Origin of the sequence: Flavobacterium cupriresistens, assembly GCF_020911925.1 — a bacterium.
In the GTDB taxonomy this organism is placed as follows: Bacteria; Bacteroidota; Bacteroidia; order Flavobacteriales; family Flavobacteriaceae; genus Flavobacterium; species Flavobacterium cupriresistens.
Window position 1 is genome coordinate 1,702,853 of record NZ_CP087134.1, and the last position, 18,192, is coordinate 1,721,044.

Below are 18,192 nucleotides of genomic sequence, written 5' to 3' on the forward strand. Positions count from 1 at the left end.
TTAGGTTTCAAGTTTCAAGTTTCAGGTTTTGATGCGAATTTGTGTCATTTCGAGGAACGAGAAATCACACACGCTGAGCACACACTGTGTGGAATATTGGGTGCGATTTCTCGTGCCTCGAAATGACACAAATGGCATGAAAAGGAAAATAAAAGTTGACAAGAAGCTTCCGTAGAGACGCACAGCAGTGCGTCTCCTTCCATATTACAAAACCCGTTCTGAAAAGAGCGAAGTTGTCATTTATAGGTACGAGAATTATACAAGTTAAGGACGCGCTGTTGTCGAATATTGGATGCGATTTCTCGTTCCTCGAAATGACACAAATGGCATGAAAAGGAAAATAAAAGTCGATAAGAAACTTCCGTAGAGACGCATAGCAGTGCGTCTCCCTCCATATTACAAAACCCGTTCTGAAAAGAGCGAATTTATTATTTATAGGTACAAGAAATCACATAAGTTAAGGGTGCATTGTTGTCGAATATTGGATGCGATTTCTCGTTCCTCGAAATGACACAAATGGCGTGAACAGGAAAAATAAAAGTCAACAAGAAACTTCCGTAGAGACGCACAGCAGTGCGTCTCCTTCCATATTAGTTACAAATGCAATTGATAATAAAAAGTCTCCGTATAATTTGTTATTCGAAATTCATACATTACAATTTAAACAAAAAAAACCTGCTCACTTAAGAACAGGTTTTCAAATACTTTCATTTCCAGAATTGGAATTTGGAATTTCAAAAATTGGAATTTTACTTTATGTTATTCAGAATCTTTAGTTTCTTCCAGATCGTCAGATTTTCTTCCCAGTTTTATTTTTGGATTATCTTGAGTTCCGGTTACCGTCAACGGAATTCCGAAGATACCTAGCGGAGGAAGGCCTAAACGCATTTTTAAGTTTAGTTTTCCGTCCAGGCTTGTTGTGCCTTCAATTCGGGGTCTAAAGCCTGCAAATTTAAATTTAAAACGTTCCACCGTCATAATATTATTCTTGATGGTAGTTTTGATGTCTACTTTGGAAACATCGGGATTCTTGATAGCTTCAGAACTTGTTTCTTTACTTACGGCAGTAAACATTTTTAAGCCTCTTATTTTTACATCTTTTACAGAAAGTGTTCCGCCGCCAACGAGAGAAGGGTAAACGGGGCTCATGCTGCTGTTTAATCTTCCTTTTAATTGATAGTCTAAAGAAACAATTCCTTGTGCTTTTTCTGCCGCACTGGCCATTTTTCTGAAAACGTCAATTTCGTTATAGGCTCTTTTAATATCAAAATCAGTTGCTTTGATAGCGTAATCAAAATTTGCTTTTTTCGGTGTAATCGCCTGATAGTTTGCATTCATGGTAACATTACAGCCGATTAAGTTGAAACCGGTGTTTTGCATGCTTAGTTTGCCCTTGTTCATTTTTAGATTACCTGTTGCATTCAGTAGATTTAATTTGTCAAAATATACTTTTTGTGCATTTGCCAGTAATTGCAGATTCAAATTAGTAGGTATAATAATTACTCCTGTTTGTACAGCTTGTGTTTGAGGTGCTTTATTTGGGTCTTCCGTTGGTGTTACTGTTGAATTTGCAGCCGTATTCGACATGAATTCATCCACATTAATATATCGGGAAGTAACTTTAAACGATCCTTTTAAAATTCCTGTAGTGGTCGTTGCGTAGTTAAAAACGTTTTGCAAATACCCATTCATTCTAAAATCAGATTGGCCGTATGCAGCCAGAAAGTTATTAAAGGACATTTTATCCTGATTGATTTTAAAAATACCCTCTTTAATAATGAAGCGCTGCGGAAGATACTCAGACGTAATCGCAATATTTCTAAGTTCAAGAGTTCCTTTGTTGTGCAGTTTGCTGTAATTTCCTTTTTCAGCATCGCTTTGTTTTCCTTTTAGGGCTAAATCTGCTTTTACGGAGCCGTCTAAATCAAGTCCTTTCTGAGAAAAAACATTGTATATTTTGCTGATATCAAGTTCTCCTTTCGCTTTGATGTCATACGTTAAATCATCAAAATTACTTAGTTCGGCCTCTACAAAAACAGGTTTTCCTTCAAAGGTAAACTGCGTTGGTTTTAGGCTTACTTTTAAGTCATCAAAGGTTCCTTTGTTGTTTTCAATTTTCGATTTGACAATAATATTAGTGATCGGATTGGGGTAATATTTGGTTTTCAAATACCCGTTATCCAGATTGATAAAACCACTAGTTACAGGGAAAATCCTGTTTTTCTGATCAAATTTACCGTTTGTTTTTACGTCACCTGCTAAAGTTCCTTTTAATGTTAAATCAGGTATTCCGAGCGCTTTAGTTAGTTTTTCAAGGTCAATTTTGGCTTTAAAGTCACCTTTTATATCCGGCGTATTGATGCCTTTTATGTAAAATTTTGACTTCAGATAATCCTGATTGATGTTTAAAGATAAATTTTGGGCATCAACAATCAGAAGATCCGGATTTAAAGAAGGAACGGTCGTTTTTAGTTGCAAGTTTAAGTTGGAAACCGGAAAAGCACTTTTGTTATAATTCACCAAACCGCTGTCTATTTTTAAATCTAAATTCAAATCTGGAGCAACGTGTTGTGAGGCAATATAATCTCCTTTTAGCGTTAAAAGCAAATTAGTGTTTCCTTTTATGTCTGTTTTAGAAAGCCAGGTAATGTATTTTGGAGGGAAGGCAGTAAATACATCATGCAGATCGCTATTGTTTGATTTAATAACAAAATCCATGTTGTAACCGTCTTTCAGGAAATCAAATTTTCCTTTAAAATCAACCAAAAGATCGTTGATTTTTAGATCGTTTTGTTGGAAATAGAAAGACAATGAGTTCACATTTACCTTGGTAATCAGGTCTGCATTTATTTTTTTATTCATTAAATACGGTTCATTTTCATAAACTATATTCAGCTTTTCAATTTTTGCTTTAGAGTATAAATCAAATACTGCTTTATTCAAATCCCCTTTTCCAAGGTAATCAAAACCCAGAGCGTCAAAATGAATCTTAGTGGATTTATCATCGTAAACAATCTTGCTGTTTTGAATTTCAATATGTTCTAATTTTAAGGCCGTCTCAGAACTGTCCTTTGGGTTTGAAGCCTTCGGTGACGATTTGTAGATGTTGTAGTTGGCTTCCCCTTTCTCATTTACTTTTACATTAATAAAAGAGTCGGACAAGTAGATCTGGTCAATTTTTACCGATTTGCTAAAAATCAAACTTGCTACATTGATTCCAAAAGAAACCTCTTTCGCTGTGATGAATTTTTCGTTTTTGTAAGGTGCCGAACCGTTAAGTTTTAAATCATTTAAAGTTAAAGTTAACGATGGGAAATGATGAAAAAACGAAATCGAAACATCCGAATAATTAAGCTCTGCACTTAATTTTTCATTGGCGGTTTTCTTGATTTGATCTTTAATCTGATCTGCAAAAACAATAGGTGTTAAAAATAACAACCCTAAAATAACAACAAAAGTTATTCCGGTGTATTTTGCGATTTTTAGTAAGACGGATTTTAATTTGCTTTTTGACATAACAAAAGAGTTAGACGGTGTGGTATTATAAATGGCGACTATTTAAAGAAAAAGAAACTGTAGACTATCCGTGTACAGTTTCTTTTTTTCCATAATTTGTAATGATAGAACCTTCGAATTCAATCCATTCTTTCCAGCGTTTATCGATATCTATATTATCAGTATATTTTCTGGCAAAACCTAAAAAAGTAGTATAATGTCCTGCTTCAGAAATCATCAGATCGCGATAGAATTTGGCTAATTCCGGATCTTGAATGTTTTCTGATAAAACTTTAAATCGTTCACAGCTTCTGGCCTCAATCATGGCAGAAAACAGCAAGCGGTCACAAAGTGCGTCTTTTCGGCTTCCGTCTTTCTTCATAAATTTGAAAAGTTCATTCACATAATGATCCTTTCTTTCGCGTCCCAAAGTCAAACCTCTTTTTTTGATTAAGTCATGAACCATTTGTAAATGCTCCAGCTCTTCTCTGGCAATCACCAGCATTTCGGTTACTAATTCCTCTAATTCAGAGTTATAAGTAACTAAGCTAATGGCATTTGAAGCCGCTTTCTGCTCGCACCATGCATGATCCGTCAGAATTTCTTCGATATTTGATTCGACTATATTTACCCAGCGAGGGTCCGTGGCTAATTTTAATCCCAACATAATTTACAAGAGAATTGTTTCCTGCAAAATTAGTCTTTTTATAACCGAAAATGAGTAATTATTGCGTAATTACGCTCAAAAAAGCATTATTTTGTAGCTTCAAAGAACTAAAATGAATAAAATAAAAAAACTTTTAATTATTGGTTTCGTATGGCCCGAACCAAATTCCTCAGCAGCAGGTGGCAGAATGATGCAATTGATTTCTATTTTTAAAGAAAATGGATTTGAAATTACTTTTGCAAGCCCTGCTTTAGACAGTGATTTCATGGTCGATCTGACCGCTTTTGGAGTTGAGAAAAAAGCCATTGAATTGAATAATTCGAGTTTTGATGTTTTTATAAAAGAATTAAATCCTGATGTCGTTTTGTTTGATCGTTTTATGATCGAAGAGCAGTTCGGATGGCGCGTTTCTGAAAATTGCCCCAAAGCGATTCGAATATTAGATACCGAAGATTTACATAGTTTGAGAACGGCCAGGCAAAAAGCCTTTAGAGAAAACAGAACTTTCGGCCCGTTTGATTTGTTTTCTGAGGAAGTGGCAAAGCGCGAAATCGCCAGTATTTTAAGATGTGATTTGTCGTTAATTATTTCACAATTTGAAATGAAGATCCTCAATGGCATCTTTAAAATTGATTCGAGGCTCTTGTTTTACCTGCCTTTTTTGGTTGATGAAATGAAAGAAGAGGACCTTTTGGATTTACCTTTATTTGAAGACCGTGAAAATTTTGTTTTTATCGGAAATTTTCTTCATGAACCCAATTGGAATACCGTTCAATATTTAAAAGAAGCCATCTGGCCTTTAATCAGAAAACAATTTCCCGAGGCAATTTTGAAGGTTTACGGCGCTTATCCGTCACAGAAAGCATTGCAATTGCATCAGTCAAGAGATGGTTTTCTTATTATGGGAAGAGCCGCCGATGCAGCTGAAATTGTCAAAAAAGCCAAAGTAGTTTTGGCTCCAATTCGTTTTGGAGCAGGTTTAAAAGGAAAGTTGCTGGAAGCCATGCAATGCGGAACACCCAGCGTAACATCAGAAATCGGGGCAGAGGCTATGCATGCTGATTTACCTTGGAACGGATGTATTACAAATGATATGGAATTTTTTGCAAAACAAGCCATTGCCTTATATCAGGATGAAAATTTGTGGAAGCAATCTCAAAAAAACGGAGTTACAATTATAAACCACTGTTACCAAAAAAGGGCCTTTTCTTCGGCATTAGTGGACATAATTAGCGCCTTACTGGTGGATTCAGAGAACCATCGTCTGCATAATTTTATGGGAAGTCTGTTGCAACATCATACCTTAAAAAGCACCAAATACATGTCAAAGTGGATTGAGGCTAAGAATAAAAATTAAACCATTCTCCCAAATCCTATCGTTTCGCGATACAGTTGGGGTGAGACATCCGCATTGGTTTTGAAAAAGCGACTGAAATAATGTTCGTCATCATAACCCAATTCGTAGGCAATTTCTTTTACCGTTTTGTTGGTCATATACAATTCTCTTTTTGCTTCAATGATTATTCTTTCGGCAATGAGGTCTGTAAGTGTTTTATTGAAATAGTTTTTAGATAATTTAGCCAAAGCCTTAGGGGAAATATTCAGTAACTCGGCATAATGTCCGGCGGAATGTTTGGTTTTGAAATTATCTTCGATTGCGTCTTTAAGGTTTTGAAGTATAAAAGGTTCTTTAGAATCGGGGAGTGGCTTTGGTTCTTCTGATTGATCTGTTTTCAAGCGAGTGGCAGTAATCAGGAAAATTTTCAAATAAGAAATAAGCAATTCGTATTGTGCGATTGCGGTATTTTGAAGCTCCGTTTTTATTTGGTCAATGACCATTTGAAAGGTGGCTTTTGCCTGATCGGTAACGGCGGTAAAAGGAGGCTGATATACATTATTGAACAAAACGCCATTGCACGAAACTTCTTTCTGATGTTTAAGTATACAGTAAAAGTCCGGATGAAAATGAATCGCAATTCCTTGAATGTCTTCTTTTGTGCAAATCATGAAAGGTTGATAAGGTGAAAAAGCCAGCAGCGAATCCGCGTTGAAATGATGTTCTGCAAAATCAGCCTTTATGGTGCCTTTTCCTTTTGTAATCCAAATTAAAGAAAAATAATTATTGCGTTGAATATGATCAAAATGGCTGTTGTCATCAAACGAAAGTAGTTTGAAGGCGAGATTGCCATTTTGTGGATTTATTAAGGTAGAAACACTTTGATTGGACATTATTTGGAAGCGTTAAAGTTTGCGATCAGCTTCATCAATAGCCAAATCATTAATACTGGCGAATCGTTTTTGCATATAGCCATTTTCATCAAATTCCCAAAGTTCATTTCCGTAGCTGCGAAACCATTGTCCGGCATGATCGTGCCATTCGTATTCAAATCTTACAGCCATTCTGTTGTCTTTAAATCCCCACAATTCTTTTTTGAGTTTGTAGTTTAATTCCTTTTGCCATTTTTTGGTTAAAAATTCTTTTGCTTCCTCACGACCATTGATAAAATCAGTTCGATTTCTCCATTCAGTATCAATAGTATACGCCAAAGAAACTTTTTCAGGATCTTTTGTGTTCCAGGCATCTTCTGCTATTTGCACTTTTTGCAAGGCGGTTTCCATTGTGAATGGGGGTAAAGGATGTCTTTGTGGTTCCATAATGATTTTTTTATACTAAGATAGTCATGAAATCAATCATGACTATCGTTAGAGATTCTTTTTTTAGCAATTAGTTTTGCAGTTCTAAAGGTTGTACTGCAGGGAAGTCAATTTCTGTGTTGACAGCGTTGTTGAAATAGTTCGTTAAGATATTTAAGGCTACATGTCCTATAGTTTCAGCTAATTCTGCTTCAGAAACACCTGCGTTTTTTGCCAGATTTACATCTTCATCATTTATTGAGCCTCTTTTATTCGTTAAAGTAGTGGCAAATTGCAAAATGGCTGCCGTTTTAGGATCAGATGAATTTCCTGATCTGGCAGCATGTAAAAGTTCCGGATCTGTTTTTGCCAGGTTTTCTCCAATAAAAGTATGAGCGGCTAAACAATAATTACAAGCGTTCTTTTCAGAAACAGCCATAGCGATAAGTCCGCCGGTTTTTGAACTCAATTTCCCTTGACCCAAAGCACCACTGAAGTTTAAGTAACCTTCTAATAGGGAAGGAGAATTCCCCATTGTTCGCATCATATTAGGAATGACTCCTAATTTAGCTTGTACAGCATTGAATAAATCTTTTGTTTTTCCTGTTGCTTCTTCCGGGTTTAATGCAGTTAATCGTGCCATTTTAATTTGTTTTATAAGTTGTTGTCTTTTGACATTACAAAGATGCGACGGCGGCAGATTTTAGAACATGGAGAATTTACGCTATGTGATGGACAATTTTTCCTTTGGTGTTTTTGAATAAAAAAATCCCCGAATTACAAGAAGTAATCGGGGATTTGTAAGATGTAAACTGTATACTGTTACTGTAAACTTTATTTCAGTAAGTCTTCAACACTTTGAATAGTCGTGGCGTGATAACCGGATTTTGCTTTATCAAAAATCTGTTGTGCCCATTTTTTTCCTTCCGGAGTTTTTGCCATTTCTTTGTAAAGCATCATTACAGATCCTGTTCTGCTGCTTGTTAGTAAAAATTGCTCAATCGCAGGATAAGCTGCAGTGTATTTATAACGAATAGAAGGAACAAACCATTGACGTTTGATGATGAAATTACCTCCTTTTGTGAAGTTAAATTCAGCGTCAAGTTCCTGCATTTCTTTTGGAGTGATATCAGTTGGAAGGTTGTCTATAAAATGTTGTTTTTCTGGCGTACTTGTGATTTTTTGACTTAATCCTTTTACTCCTGTTTGTCTCCAGGTTTTTTGGATTTGATCAATTGCATCAAATTCAGGAGAGCTTACCGGTGTAATATTAGCCGGGATTCCAGGCTTGTAAATCCAGTCTTCCAGTTGTATTTTATCGGCCAAAGCTTTATCACCTTTGATTAAATTTTCATTTAAATATTTTACAAAATCTTCTGTTGTAATGGATTTAAAAGCGTGTGCGTCGAAATAATTTTTAATAAAGACATCGAATTTTTCGCGTCCAACCGCATTTTCAATTACTCTTAAAAAAGCATATCCTTTTACATATGGAATTTGGTTAATTCCATCATCAGGATTTCTTCCCGTTAAACTAACTTTAAGTCTGGTGTCCGGATTTGTATCACCATATTCTGCTACGTTATCTGTTAATTCTTTGCGAGTGATAACATTTTGCATCTCGAATTCTTTTTTACCAAAAATGGCTTCGCCAATGCGGTGCTCTACATAGGTGGTGAAACCTTCGTTCAACCAAATATCATCCCAAGTGGCATTGGTTACTAAGTTTCCGCTCCAGCTGTGTCCTAGTTCATGTGCTAGTAAGCTTGTTAGGGAACGATCTCCTGCGATAACACCCGGAGTTAAGAAAGTCAGGTTTGGATTTTCCATTCCCCCGTAAGGAAAGCTTGGTGGTAAAACCAATACATCATAACGTCCCCAACGATACGGGCCGTATAATTTTTCGGCGGCAACAACCATTTTTCCTAGTTCGGCAAATTCCCAAGCTGCTTTTTTAAGTACAGATGGTTCTGCATAAACACCGGTTCTGTTGTCTATAGATTGAAATTGAAGATCTCCAACGGCAATTGCCATTAAATAAGACGGTATTGCCTTGTCTTGTTTAAAAGTATAAACTCCGGTGTCATTTTTTTGCTGTGGATTTATAGCGCTCATTACCGCTAATAAATCTTTAGGAACAGTAACTTTTGCATTATAAGTAAAACGAACGCCCGGAGAATCCTGACAGGGAATCCAGGTGCGTGACCAAATGCTTTCTCCTTGAGAAAAAAGGAATGGTTTCTTTTTATCCGCTGTTTGTTGCGGGGTTAGCCACTGTAACGCAATAGCTTCCTTGCTTGTGGTATAGTAAATCGTAACTTTGGTAGTGTTAGGTTCAATAGTAACATGAAGTGGTTTTCCGTGAAATTCTACTTCTTTCCCAAGATCGAATTTGGTTTCTTTTTCGTCATCGCCTAAAGTTACTTTGGTAATGTCTAATGTGTTTTCGTCGAAAATAATTTCGGTTCCTTTACTGATATTGTCAATTTGCCAAGAGGCTTTTCCTGAAATGGTCTGCGTGTCAAAGTCAACTTTAATATCAAGATCTAAATGTTTTACAACTGCCAGATCCGGTTTTGAAAACGTATGTTCGTCTTTTATGGTGGTGGATTCTTTATCCGTTTCTTTGGTGGTTTCTTTTTTTTGACACGCAATAGCAGTCAAAAATAAAGTGAGGAGGAGTATTTTTTTCATAGTTTGATGATTAAATTAGGAAACTAAATTAAATAAAAAATCCCGTTTTGAAAGTTCAAAACGGGATTTTAATATAAATAACCTTAGACTCGGTTCAGGTTGACAAAATTACGCCAACATAGTTACCGGACTTTCGATGTATTGTTTTAATGTTTGTAAAAATTGAGCTCCGGTAGCACCGTCAATTGTTCTGTGGTCACAAGCCAATGATAACATCATGGTGTTTCCTACTACAATCTGACCGTTTTTAACAACTGGTTTTTCTACAATTGCACCTACTGAAAGGATCGCAGAGTTAGGTTGGTTGATAATTGAATTGAATTCAGTAATACCAAACATTCCAAGGTTAGAAACTGTAAAGGTGCTTCCTTCCATTTCTTGTGGACCAAGCTTTTTGTTTTTAGCTCTTCCGGCAAGATCTCTTACGTTACCTCCGATTTGAGATAAACTCATAGCATCTGTAAATTTCAATACAGGAACTACTAATCCGTCTTCAACCGCAACAGCAACTCCAATATTTACGTGGTGGTTGATGATAATGGCATCTTCTTTCCACTGAGAGTTGATTTTTGGGTGTTTTTTCAAGGCTAAAGCACAAGCTTTAATTACCATATCGTTGAAAGATACTTTCGTGTCCGGTACCGAATTGATTGTTGCTCTTGCTTGCATTGCGTCGTCCATGCTTACTTCGATCACTAAGTTGTAGTGAGGTGCTGTAAATAAAGATTCTGCCAAACGTTTTGCTATAATTTTACGCATCTGAGAGTTTTTGATCTCTTCTGTGAAAACTTCTCCCGCAGGAACAAATACTTTCGGTGCAGCTGGTGCAGCAGTTTCCTGTGCTTTAGCGGCTGGTGCCGAAGTAGTAGCTTGTTGAGCAGCTGGAGTAAAGTTTTCGATATCGCTTTTTACGATACGTCCGTTTTCTCCTGAACCTTTAACCTGGTTTAATTGAATTCCTTTGTCAGAAGCAATTTTCTTTGCTAATGGTGAAGCTAAGATTCTTCCGTTTGAAGTTTCAACAACTGCTTCCGGTGCTTTTTCAGCAGCAGGAGCTGTTTTTGCTTCTTCAGTTGCTGGAGCACTTGCAGTACCTCCGGCAGTATAATTTTCAGAAATTCCTGAAATATCAGTTCCCGCAGGTCCGATGATCGCTAGTAAGCTGTCAACAGGAGCTGTGTTTCCTTCTTGAATTCCGATGTATAATAATGTTCCGGCATTGAAAGACTCAAACTCCATAGTAGCTTTGTCTGTTTCAATTTCTGCCAAAATATCTCCTTCAGCAACCGCATCACCTACTTTTTTCAACCAGGTAGCTACAGTTCCTTCTGTCATAGTATCACTCAAACGAGGCATAGTTACAACGATAACGTCTTTTGGCAATTCAGTTGCAGCTTTTGTTGGAGCAGCTTCTGTTTTTGTTTCAGTAGCAGCTTCCGCTTTTGGGGCTTCAGCAGCAGGAGCGTCACCACCGGCTAAAAGAGCAGAAATATCTTCTCCTTCATTTCCAATGATCGCTAATAAAGAGTCTACTGGAGCAGTTTCTCCGGCAGGGATTCCAATATGTAAAAGAGTTCCTTCGTTAAAAGATTCGAACTCCATTGTTGCTTTGTCTGTTTCAATTTCAGCTAAGATGTCTCCTTCGCTAATTTTGTCACCTACTTTTTTTAGCCAAGTTGCTACCGTTCCTTCCGTCATAGTATCGCTCAAACGAGGCATTGTTACTTTTATCGCCATAATATTTTATAGTTTATGAGGTGTAAATGGATAGTCTTCTTGTGCGTAAACTACATCGTACAATTGTTGTAATTCAGGATATGGAGACTCTTCAGCGAATTTCACACACTCTTCAACCAAATCTTTAACTCTTTGGTCAATTGTTTCAATTTCTTCTTCTGTAGCATATTTTTGATCCATAATTACATCTAAAACTTGTGTAATAGGGTCAATTTTTTTGTACTCTTCAACTTCTTCTTTCGAACGGTACAATTGTGCATCAGACATAGAGTGTCCTCTGTAACGGTACGTTTTCATTTCAAGGAAAGTTGGTCCGTCACCACGACGAGCTCTGTCGATAGCTTCTGTCATTGCTTCAGCCACTTTTACCGGGTTCATTCCGTCAACTGGTCCGCAAGGCATTTCGTACCCTAAACCAAGTTTCCAGATATCTGTATGGTTGGCAGTTCTTTCTACAGACGTTCCCATTGCATAACCGTTGTTTTCAACGATAAATACAACCGGTAGTTTCCATAACATAGCCATGTTGAATGCTTCGTGTAAAGAACCTTGTCTTGCAGCTCCGTCACCAAAGTAAGTCATAGTTACTCCTCCGGTTTCAAAATATTTGTCTGCGAAAGCTAAACCTGCTCCAACAGGAATTTGTCCACCAACGATTCCGTGACCTCCGTAAAAACGGTGTTCTTTAGAGAAAATGTGCATAGAACCTCCCATACCTTTAGAAGTTCCTGTTGCTTTTCCTAAAAGTTCAGCCATTACACGTCTTGGATCCACTCCCATACCAATTGGTTGAACGTGGTTTCTGTAAGCCGTGATCATTTTGTCTTTGGTTAGGTCCATAGCGTGTAAAGCACCTGCTAATACAGCTTCCTGACCATTATATAGGTGTAGAAAACCTCTAACTTTTTGTTGAATGTATAATGCTGCAAGTTTGTCCTCAAACTTTCTCCAAAGCAGCATGTCTTCGTACCACTTTAAATATACCTCTTTTGTAACTTCTTTCATTTGAATTCTCTCTTTTGCTAAAGTTGTTTGTGTTATCGATTGTGCCTGTAACGCAAAATAGTTTCCTCCCACAAATTTGCGCCCGAAAAGGTCGGGATGCAAAAATAAGACATTCCGTTTAAGAACTAAAATTTAAAAGGCACTTTTTGGGCTTTTTTTACAAGAACTTTTTATCGAACATAAAAGGGAGTAAGTTTTTTAGGGATGCCGATCTGTAAATTGCTCCAATTTCACCCATGAAATAAATCTCGATTGGAGTGTCTTGTTTGATTTCATATTCGGCAATTGATTGCCTGCAAGACCCACAAGGAGGAATTGGCGCTTTTGTCTGATTCGTATCGGACGCAGCTGAGATTGCTATCTTCAAAATTTTGGCTTCAGGATAAACACTCCCCGCATGAAATATAGCCACACGTTCTGCACATAATCCTGACGGATATGCGGCGTTTTCCTGGTTAGATCCCAGAACTATTTTTCCGTTATCCAGTAATAAGGCGGCTCCAACTTTAAATTGAGAGTAAGGGGCATACGCTTTTTTGCGAATTTCGACTGCCTGATTCATTAATTCCTGAATGTCTGTTGGAAGTTCTTCAAATGAATCATAAGATAAAAATGAGGAGGTAAAGTTTATTTCTTTCATTCTTTTTATGGGAAAAAAAATCCAAATTCCTAAAAGTAGAAATTTGGATTGTTGTTATTCTTTTAATTTATTTTCGTTTAGTATACTTCGTATTTGTCACCAAAGTTAAAGGTTAAAGAGAAACGAAGTGTATTTTCTAACGGATTTTTAACTTTTGAAGCTGAAAATAAGTAAGAGACGTCAACTTTTACGGCGCTATACTTAAAACCTGCTCCCAAAGAGAAGAACTGACGGCCTCCTTTTTCAGGGCTTTCGTGAAAGTAACCTGTTCGTATGGCAAACGAATCCTGATACAGGTATTCTCCAGCTATACTATAGGTGATTTCTTTTAATTCTTCGCTAAAGCCACCCGGTGCATCTCCAAAAGATTTAAAGATTCCCGAAACCCAACCAATGTCGTTGTAGTTTTTATAGTTTATAGCGTTTGCTTCAGCTTGGTCAATGTCTCCCGGATCGGTAAAGTCTCCGTCACCATTAGCGTCAAATGGAGTTCCGGGTCCCGGAGGAGTTGGAACTAAAAGTTTTGTAAATTCGACACTAACGCCAATTTTATTGTAATCATCAAGGATAAAATCGAAACCACCACCCAGACGCAGGTTGGCAGGTAAAAAGTTAGAGCTTATGTTGTCATGGTCGTAGCTTATTTTTGGACCTATGTTTTGCATGTTAAAACCACCTCTCCATCTTCCGTTAAAGGTGTTGTAAGCAATTTCCTCTGACTGATAAAATCCGGCAACGTCTACAGCGAATGAACCTGCTGCTGATGCATCAATATTTTCCGAAGCAATTTTTAAGTTAGAGCGTATGTATCTTGCTGCAACCGCCATTGAAAATTCATCGCTTAGTTTTAAGGAATAAGATCCGTCTAAAGCAAATTCATTTGGGGATACAATATTTGGATCATCATTTGGATTAGCTCTTAGTTCAATATCTCCAAAACCAAAATAACGCAAACTACCGGCAAAAGCACTTCGTTCGTTAATTTTGTTGTAGTACGTTACTTGCCCAAGGGAAATATCGTTGGCTAAATCTGTTAAATAAGGAGTGTAACTGATAGAGAAGCCTTGTTTGTCTTCTGAAAAGGCATACTTGGCAGGATTCCATTGTTGTGAGAAAACATCAGCTGATGTGGCAACACCCTGATCCGCCAGACCGGCTGCTCTGGCATCTGCTGCAACTAATAAAAATGGAACTCCAGTTGTAATTGGAACAATTTCCTGAGCTTTTACCTGTGAAAGAACTAAAAAACAAATTAAGAAGAGCGCTATTTTTTTCATTTATTGAACTAAAATATGATTACGATACAAATATAGAAATTTTTACAAAATGACAAGCTTTTCATATTTTTCTGCCTTTTTATTTGTTAAGGTAGATTTTACGGTCAGTTTGTAAATGTAAACACCTTTTCCGATTTTGTCGCCAAAATCATCTTTTCCGTCCCAGGTTATTTCTCTTGATAAAAATCCTTCAGTGGTAATGATTTGATTTTTTGTCCAAACAACTTTTCCGGTAATAGTCATTACCTGAACCTGAGCTTCTAAAGGCTCGTAAGGTCTGTTGTGTGAAAACCAAAATTGAGTGTAGGTCGAAAATGGATTGGGGTAATTAAGAACGTGTGACAGTGTTAGAGATTCGTCTCCAACTACTATAAATTGTATTTCGCTTGTTATGGGATTGTTGTAAACGTCCCATGCCGTAAAGCTTATAGTGTGCATTCCGGCAGCTAAATTTCGTAAAGGGAAACGCAGGTTTCCATTCGTATAATCGTCTAATTTGGTTTGATAGTAATCATTTAATACGAACGGATTGCTAACATCGCCATCTAAAATGGCTATAATGTCATGACCAATTCCGCTCGCGGTATTTATACCATTTTCGTCCTCCAGAAACGCCAATAGAAAAGGAGAACTATTTGTAATTCCACCCGAAACAAATGTTTCATCGTTCATATATAACTTAACTTTTGGACTTATATTGTCCTGTGGTGCATTTTCATTTACACCACCAATTTTAATGGTATTGTTAAAGCCGGTTTGGTTTTCCGGAAGGCCTTCTTTTTTGGAATAAAAGCTAATTCGGCCATTGTCAACAGGGATTCTGATGTCTCTGGGTACGATAAAGCTAAATTCGAATTGTCCGTTTTTAACAGAGGCATTTCCTCTGAAAATCGTTTCGCCAAGGATTTTAAACGACATGGGAGGGCTGAAACCATCGTTGTTTAAGGTGGTGGTTGTAATTAGTTTGTCAAAAATAGCGGTAGATAATTCTCCGTTATAATTGCTTAACAGATTGTTGTTTTCATCGGTTATTTCACCCGTAAGTTTGATTTTTGAAAGGGACTTTAAATCAGGAATCGGTTGTGAGATAATAATATCGTTTACTTTTGTTAAATTAATTTTAGGTTTTGGAATAGCTAACATCAAAGCCGGGTCGCCTAAGTATAAAATTACGTTACTGGAGGAACTAGGGGTGTCGTTTTTAGAAATTCGCAGTGTTTCGGCAATGGTTGTATATTGATTGGATCCGTAAGCAAGTAAGTTTCTGCTCAGATTGTCATTGAAGTTTTCGGCATTAAATTGACCAATGGCGCGAATAGTGGTAAGCATCGAAATGGCACCTCCCTTAGGATTCCAGAAAACGTATTCTCCTGCCGTTGGTTTGGTAGGGTCGTCAAATCGGGAGAAGTCACAGGTGATGGTGATAAATAAGGGATATTTGTATTGATTGTTTAGGTTTTGTCCGTCTGCTTTTTCCCAAATGCGTTCACTTGCCAGACCATCTTCTCCACCATGACCAAGATAATTAAATACCAAAGCTCCTTTTTCAAAAGCATTAAAGAAATCTGTTCTTGCTTTGGGATATCTCGATCCACCTGAAGAAGCTTCCTGTGTATAGGAGTCAAGGAAGATTTTGTCAATGTTAAAAAATGGTTTTTCAGTTGCAATAACATCTGCTAGACTGTTTTGTCTGGATTGTAAAGAGGCGTCCGAGCTTTTGTCTGCATCATCGCTGATTAGGACAAAGTTATTTCTCCAGTTTCCAAAAGACTTAATGTTGTGATAGTCGAGAACCTTATTGACCATTTCCTGTGCCTGACCATTGTCGGAAACCAACATTCGTCCAACGGCTATATCGATCCCTTTAGCAAAAGAAGTCAGGTTTCCTTCGTTGGGATCCATTAGTCCAAAAAAATCATCAGATGCAAAGGAGGCTTCTCCGGTTGTGTTGCTTATTAAAGATTGATATATAGGTACAATATTGTTGTTGCTTCGGGTGCGGTTTTTATAATCAAAAGAAGCGTCTCCAAATAAATTCAGGTATTTTATCTTTTTTTCAGGTGAAGAAGCATTATCGTAAATGTATTTAATGCAGTTTCTGATCGCTGCAATATCCTGTTTCCCAGAAGAGAATTCCTGATAGATGTTTTCTAATGCGATTACTTTTACACTTAGATTGGAATTGTTGCGGTGAAAATTAGCTAGATTTTCAGCTTGTGAAAGTAAAAATCGTGGCGTAACGATGACATAATCGATGTCCTGGAAAGCATTTTGATTGTTCTTTAAAAGAGTTCCTTTTAAATTCTGATTGCCGATTTTTGATTGGTTTTCTTTTGAAGGACTGTAATAATCGGCAGGAACAAGTGTGATGTATTTTCGAATTTCTCCCAGTGGAGCTTTGAAGCTAAAATTAGTCAGATTTGGGTTTTCAATTTTCGATACATTATATAGGTCTGTAATATCCCAAATTTGTGCGATTCCTGCGGCATTGCCAATAGTGTAATTTACGATTCCTGCAGTTGAACCGGCTAAATCATATTGAAATCTAAATTGTTTTCCGGTTCCCAGTAGTTTTCTTTTGGCTACTAAGTTGATGTAATCCAGGTATCCTTTTGATCCGGGTACACCATTATTGATGTACGTTAGTTTTATTTTTACATTTTCACTGCCTAAAAAAGAAGTGTTTTGAGGAAGTTGAGCGCTGAAAAATTTTAAATCAGGATCCGATCCTAAACTGTTAAAGTTAAGAGTGCCGATGTTTTGTTCATTTGCAGAAATTTTAAATGAAGTGGCTGTATAGGCTGCTGAAGCTGCGTTTAGCTGTATTTTTATAGGAGTAGTCGTTTCAAGATTGGGGAAGTTAAAGTTGAATTCCTGCTCTGTGTCGATGTCGAATGCTTCTCCGTACCATTGACGACCGGTGTGGGCAATGTTTATTTTGTCAATTTCATGGTATTGATAGTCGTCATAGGTGCTTAATTCTAAGGTGCTGTTATTTGTCGGTTGATTGGCAGTTGGAATTCGCTTCCCGTCTCCACCGCTAATGGTAATATAATAGTACGATTTTGTATCAAAGACATTCGAATTTGTTTGGCTTTCCGTGTTCCAGTTGTCTACTCCTTCACCATAAAAAAGAATGTGGTCATCATTGTCGAAAGTACCGTCATTTTCTCCAATAACCACAATTGCATTTTCGGTTAAATCATCAGGATAGTAAATGTTGTTGGCGAGAGGGAGCATTCTGCCTCCGTTTCCGTAGATTTTGATTCGTCTCGGGTCGACTTTTCCGGCATCAAAACCTAAGCTTTGTAAAAACGATTTGGAGATGCTGTAAATGCCTGATTTTTCGATGTAAAAGCGATACCAGTCCCCTGTCGCTAAAACCGAATTTTGTATTCCGCTTGATTTTTGAAAGGAAGAAGAGTTATTATTTCTGGATGTAGTGTTGTTTATTGAATACGAAAAAGAGCGGACACGTTTGAAGCTGTTTCCTTCTTTTATAATTGGATAAAGTGCGATGAAAGCTTGCTTTTTATCACGTGCCGAAGCGATTTCCAGCGTTTCGTTTAGTTTGGCAGGGATGTTTTCGAGTGTTAAATCTCCCAGTTCCGAAATCGAAATTGGTTCGTATACCACATTCGTAACCTGAAGCGAATTGGTGTTTGAGTAGTTGGATTCTCCTAAACCAAGAAGTAATGTTATGTTTTTTTTAGTAGTATCAAACCGGAATGCCGCTCCTGAAAAGAAAGGAATAACGATTTTATTGTCGCCAATGCCCGTCTCTTTTTTGCTTTTCCAATCTAGTGTAAAGCTCCCGTTTGTCTGGGAAAATGAGGCAAATGAGAGGAGTAGCAGGTATAGAAATAAGACTTGTTTCATAGACTGAAAAAACGTGATTATTTTTAAAATATTTTAGTAAGTAAAAATATAGTATTTCATGTTATAGTAAATAATAAAAAGTATATTTTTGCGTTCGTAACTATAGGTTATTTTCTGGTAAAAAACAGCTAAATAAAATTATTAGAACAGATGTTGCTAATTAA

The 18,192-nt window shown here is 37.1% G+C and carries 12 protein-coding genes; 1 reads left to right on the forward strand and 11 read right to left on the reverse strand.

The window, feature by feature from the left end; translation table 11 throughout:
* Positions 1 to 759: 759 nt before the first annotated feature.
* Together LNP23_RS07600 and LNP23_RS07605 are read right to left on the reverse strand one after the other, a co-directional pair.
* Positions 760 to 3,516 (reverse strand): DUF748 domain-containing protein, encoded by a 2,757-nt coding sequence (locus LNP23_RS07600; RefSeq protein ID WP_230004467.1) that lies wholly within the window; start codon positions 3,514 to 3,516, stop codon positions 760 to 762.
* Between the two features lie 64 nt (positions 3,517 to 3,580).
* Positions 3,581 to 4,162, reverse strand: a complete 582-nt coding sequence (locus tag LNP23_RS07605; protein ID WP_047772945.1) for a MiaE family protein — start codon at positions 4,160 to 4,162, stop codon at positions 3,581 to 3,583.
* Positions 4,163 to 4,274: 112 nt separating this feature from the next.
* Between LNP23_RS07605 and LNP23_RS07610 the strand changes: the two genes are divergently transcribed.
* Entirely contained in the window at positions 4,275 to 5,519 is a 1,245-nt protein-coding gene (locus LNP23_RS07610; protein WP_230004468.1) for a glycosyltransferase family 4 protein, read from the forward strand.
* Here LNP23_RS07610 and LNP23_RS07615 read toward each other — a convergent pair.
* The 9 genes from LNP23_RS07615 to porU form a co-directional block, all read right to left on the reverse strand.
* The gene (locus LNP23_RS07615) at positions 5,516 to 6,391 is read right to left on the reverse strand and encodes a helix-turn-helix domain-containing protein (protein WP_230004469.1); all 876 of its coding nucleotides are present in this window, start codon (positions 6,389 to 6,391) and stop codon (positions 5,516 to 5,518) included. The two genes, LNP23_RS07610 and LNP23_RS07615, sit on opposite strands and share 4 nt — an antisense overlap.
* A 12-nt stretch (positions 6,392 to 6,403) precedes the next feature.
* Positions 6,404 to 6,817: a nuclear transport factor 2 family protein gene (locus tag LNP23_RS07620; protein WP_047772951.1), complete on the reverse strand. Its 414-nt coding sequence runs from the start codon at positions 6,815 to 6,817 to the stop codon at positions 6,404 to 6,406.
* 70 nt (positions 6,818 to 6,887) lie between these two features.
* On the reverse strand, positions 6,888 to 7,439 hold the full coding sequence (locus LNP23_RS07625; RefSeq protein WP_230004470.1) for a carboxymuconolactone decarboxylase family protein: 552 nt from the start codon (positions 7,437 to 7,439) through the stop codon (positions 6,888 to 6,890).
* A gap of 191 nt (positions 7,440 to 7,630) precedes the next feature.
* Positions 7,631 to 9,490: a hydrolase/aminopeptidase gene (locus LNP23_RS07630; RefSeq protein ID WP_230004471.1), complete on the reverse strand. Its 1,860-nt coding sequence runs from the start codon at positions 9,488 to 9,490 to the stop codon at positions 7,631 to 7,633.
* 108 nt (positions 9,491 to 9,598) lie between these two features.
* Positions 9,599 to 11,227: a dihydrolipoamide acetyltransferase family protein gene (locus tag LNP23_RS07635; protein WP_230004472.1), complete on the reverse strand. Its 1,629-nt coding sequence runs from the start codon at positions 11,225 to 11,227 to the stop codon at positions 9,599 to 9,601.
* Between the two features lie 6 nt (positions 11,228 to 11,233).
* Positions 11,234 to 12,232, reverse strand: a complete 999-nt coding sequence (gene pdhA / locus LNP23_RS07640) for a pyruvate dehydrogenase (acetyl-transferring) E1 component subunit alpha (protein WP_047773266.1) — start codon at positions 12,230 to 12,232, stop codon at positions 11,234 to 11,236.
* Positions 12,233 to 12,389: 157 nt separating this feature from the next.
* Complete coding sequence (gene cdd / locus LNP23_RS07645) at positions 12,390 to 12,872, reverse strand: cytidine deaminase (RefSeq protein WP_047772964.1); 483 nt, start codon at positions 12,870 to 12,872, stop codon at positions 12,390 to 12,392.
* Between the two features lie 77 nt (positions 12,873 to 12,949).
* On the reverse strand, positions 12,950 to 14,149 hold the full coding sequence (porV, locus tag LNP23_RS07650; protein WP_047772965.1) for a type IX secretion system outer membrane channel protein PorV: 1,200 nt from the start codon (positions 14,147 to 14,149) through the stop codon (positions 12,950 to 12,952).
* 42 nt (positions 14,150 to 14,191) lie between these two features.
* Positions 14,192 to 18,028 carry a type IX secretion system sortase PorU gene (porU, locus tag LNP23_RS07655; RefSeq protein ID WP_230004473.1) on the reverse strand — a complete coding sequence of 1,279 codons (3,837 nt, stop codon included), beginning with the start codon at positions 18,026 to 18,028 and terminating at the stop codon, positions 14,192 to 14,194.
* Between the last annotated feature and the right edge of the window lie 164 nt (positions 18,029 to 18,192).